Genomic DNA, 558 nt, shown 5'->3' on the forward strand with positions numbered 1-558 from the left:
GATAACAGCGTTTAATCTATGATGATATAACTCAATTATTTTCATGCACTTAAATCATAACTAAGATAAATGTTAGTGTAAGCGATTACACTGATGTGATTTGCTTCACATCTTTTTACGTCGTACTCACCTATCTTAATTCACAATAAAAAATAACCATATTGGAGGGCATCATGCCTGACGCTAAAAAACAGGGGCGGTCAAACAAGGCAATGACGTTTTTCGTCAGCTTCCTTGCCGCTCTGGCGGGATTACTCTTTGGCCTGGATATCGGTGTAATTGCTGGCGCACTGCCGTTTATTGCAGATGAATTCCAGATTACTTCGCACACGCAAGAATGGGTCGTAAGCTCCATGATGTTCGGTGCGGCAGTCGGTGCGGTGGGCAGCGGCGGGCTCTCCTTTAAACTCGGGCGCAAAAAGAGCCTGATGATCGGCGCAATTTTGTTTGTTGCCGGTTCGCTGTTCTCTGCGGCTGCGCCAAACGTTGAAGTACTGATTCTTTCCCGCGTTCTACTGGGGCTGGCGGTGGGTGTGGCCTCTTATACCGCACCGCTGT

General features: G+C 47.3%; 1 pseudogene. It reads left to right on the top strand.

The window, feature by feature from the left end:
* Nucleotides 1–173: 173 nt before the first annotated feature.
* Nucleotides 174–558 (top strand): annotated as a pseudogene (galP, locus tag K0039_RS24815) (galactose/proton symporter); the annotation flags it as partial.

This window comes from Terrisporobacter mayombei, from assembly GCF_020748465.1.
GTDB lineage: Bacteria > Bacillota > Clostridia > Peptostreptococcales > Peptostreptococcaceae > Terrisporobacter > Terrisporobacter mayombei.